A 2,600-nucleotide genomic window follows, 5' to 3' on the forward strand; every position below is an offset into this window, starting at 1 on the left:
TGTATATTTCGGAGAAACTGACCATGTGATTCCGTGGCAAACTGACCACCTGAATTGCTAGCGAACGATTGCAGCAGATGCTATAGGTATGGTGTCAAAAGTAATGATTTAAAAGTAATTTTTACAGATAGGTATTTTCGGGAGCAACGGTTCTTTTCTTGCGCATCGATTCGCCCTTGAGTTCTATCCTGTGGGCATCGTGAACAATCCTGTCCAAGATTGCATCAGCAATCGTTTTTTCTCCAATTACCTCATGCCATTTACTTACCGGAAGCTGTGATGTTATAATAAGTGATGTCTTACCATGCCTATCCTCAATGATCTCCATGAGTGCAGCCCTACTTTGTGAGTCGAATGGCTGTATCCCGAAATCGTCCAGTATCAGAAGCTGTTGTTTTTCAATACGTGAAACCTCTTTGATATAAGATCCATCAGCCTTTGCCATCTTTAGCTTTGCGAATAGCTTTGGTGTACTTCCATACAGAACCTTGTAACCGAGCATACATGCCTGATAACCGATTGCTGAGGCAAGATAACTTTTTCCTATCCCGGTACTTCCTGTTATGAGCAGGTTTTCGAACCTGTCGATGAAGGTACAGTCCGCCAATCTCATAATCTGGTTCCTGTCAATACTTCGTTCTACATGATAATGCAGATCCTCGATAGATGCCTTGTAACGGAACCTGGCATAAAGGATCTGGCGCTCAATCTTTCGGTTTTGCCTGTCATCCCATTCAGCCTCTATTAGATGGGCCAACAGCTCATCAGCGGTATACTCTGTGGTCTGCCCGGTTTCAATACTGCTCTTGAAGGCATGGAACATTCCGTAGAACTTCAGCCTTCGCATTTTGTCAAGTGTATTCGTATTCATCTTTATATGGTTTTAAGGGTTATTTGTAGTAATCGCCCCCACGGATGTTGTCATGGGATGGCATTGGCAGTTCATCGGCGAACAGGCTTTCCTCATACTGGTCAAGGTTGCGCTCAAGTATGGTCTGTATGGTTTTATAACTGTATATCCCAAAGCCAAGGGCCCGTCTGCAGGCATTGATCAGCCGCTGGTTCCCGGCCTTCTTCGCAAAGCTTAATATGCCCACGCATGATTTATAAGCCTGCTCAGGATGTTGTTTTCTGTCGAGTATTTTAAGGATATAAAGCTTGACGTCCTCATCTATGCTGGATGCCCACTCCAGAAAACGGTCCGGTGTCCATTCCGTGACGAACTTATGGGTAGTGGCCATATGGTCTTTATCCGTAGTGTAACTATAAGGACTTTTCATCCGTTTGTGCATCGCTATGCGCTCATAGTGATAGAAAACCTCCACATTTGACCTGGAGTAGAGTATCTTGACTTTTTTACCGATAAAACGGAATGGGACACTGTAATAATGCTTATCGGGACCAAGATTGACGTGGCCATTTTTCATCACCGTTGCGTGGTGCTGTTTCTTGAACTCGTATTTCAGCACTGGCAAAGGATTGAGTGCCTCCCGCTCAATCTCCTCGAACTGCAAGCGTCTGCTATAGTTTCTTCCCTTGAGGGGCTGGCTATTGTGCACCTCAAGTGCCTCAAGTATTGCAACATTCAGTTCTGCCAAGGAGTGAAAGACATGTTTTCTTAATGGCGCGTAGATCCGGCTATAGGCAATCTTAACAGCTCCTTCAACAAGTGCCTTGTCCCTTGGGCGGTATGACCGTGCAGGCAGAATAGTTGTTCCGTAATGGTCAGCGAAATCCGCAAAGGTCTCGTTCAGGGTAGGCTCGTATTTGTTGCTCTTGGTTACCGCTGCCTTGAGGTTATCGGGAACAATGGCCGCTGAGACTCCACCAATGTAATGAAATGTATTCTCGCACGCAGATATAAAGTCTTCTTTCTGTTGTGTGAGTACGGCCTCCACATAGGTAAGCTGGCTGGCACCAAGGATAGCAACGAACACCTCGACATCAATCACCTCACCAGTTTCCCGGTCAACAATGGAGAGTTTCTGTCCGGCAAAATCAACAAAGAGTTTATCGCCCGCCTTGTGGTCAAGGTGCATCACTGGGTTCACACGGGACTTCCACTGGTTATAATAGAAGCAGAACTGCGTGTAATGAAAGCCATTGGGAAATTCCTTTAGATAAGCTTCCCATAGCATCACACGGGTCACCCCAGTGCGTTTAAGTTCTTTGTCAATACCAGGAAAACAACGCTGTAAGGTTAGCAGACGGCTATCGGGTGCCCGTTCCCGGCTCTTTCCAAAAAAATCCTCAAGCTCTTTGTCATTAAGTGCATTTATCTGTTCAAATGTACACCCACCGGAATCAAACGCACTGAAGTATCTTTTTGCTGTATTGCGGGAAACACCGACCTGGGTCGCTATGGAAAGTTTGCTTCGCCCTTGGCTGTACATTCTGAGAATCTGTCTTATCTTGCTCATGCTAATAGTCGTATTTGCCATCTTCGGGAATTATATATCTCCCAAAAATAGACTTGTAACCATAGCATTTGCCGATCGTTCGGACTGGTCAATTTGGCCCGAAATCAGGTGGTCAGTTTCCCGCGGAACAGGTGGTCAGTTTAAACCGAAACGGGGTGGTCAATTTCAGCGAAATCTCCA

At 45.7% G+C, this 2,600-nt stretch carries 3 protein-coding genes; 1 reads left to right on the top strand and 2 read right to left on the bottom strand.

Going from position 1 to position 2,600, the window contains the following annotated elements; all coding sequences use genetic code 11:
- Positions 1 to 121 precede the first annotated feature (121 nt).
- Positions 122 to 871, bottom strand: a complete 750-nt coding sequence (istB, locus tag HDC90_RS25220; protein WP_184471401.1) for an IS21-like element helper ATPase IstB — start codon at positions 869 to 871, stop codon at positions 122 to 124.
- A gap of 19 nt (positions 872 to 890) precedes the next feature.
- Positions 891 to 2,420 carry an IS21 family transposase gene (istA, locus tag HDC90_RS25225; RefSeq protein ID WP_255497841.1) on the bottom strand — a complete coding sequence of 510 codons (1,530 nt, stop codon included), beginning with the start codon at positions 2,418 to 2,420 and terminating at the stop codon, positions 891 to 893.
- Between istA and HDC90_RS25420 the strand changes: the two genes are divergently transcribed.
- On the top strand, positions 2,419 to 2,600 hold a 182-nt coding region (locus tag HDC90_RS25420), incomplete at its 3' end, for a hypothetical protein (RefSeq protein WP_221451949.1). The two genes, istA and HDC90_RS25420, sit on opposite strands and share 2 nt — an antisense overlap.

It is taken from the genome of Pedobacter sp. AK013 (assembly GCF_014205835.1).
Classification (GTDB): Bacteria; Bacteroidota; Bacteroidia; order Sphingobacteriales; family Sphingobacteriaceae; genus Pedobacter.

Excerpts from the sequence above, each read along its gene's own strand:
- istA (WP_255497841.1), bottom strand. The coding sequence starts at position 2,420 with ATGAGCAAGATAAGACAGATTCTCAGAATGTACAGCCAAGGGCGAAGC.
- istB (WP_184471401.1), bottom strand. The coding sequence starts at position 871 with ATGAATACGAATACACTTGACAAAATGCGAAGGCTGAAGTTCTACGGA.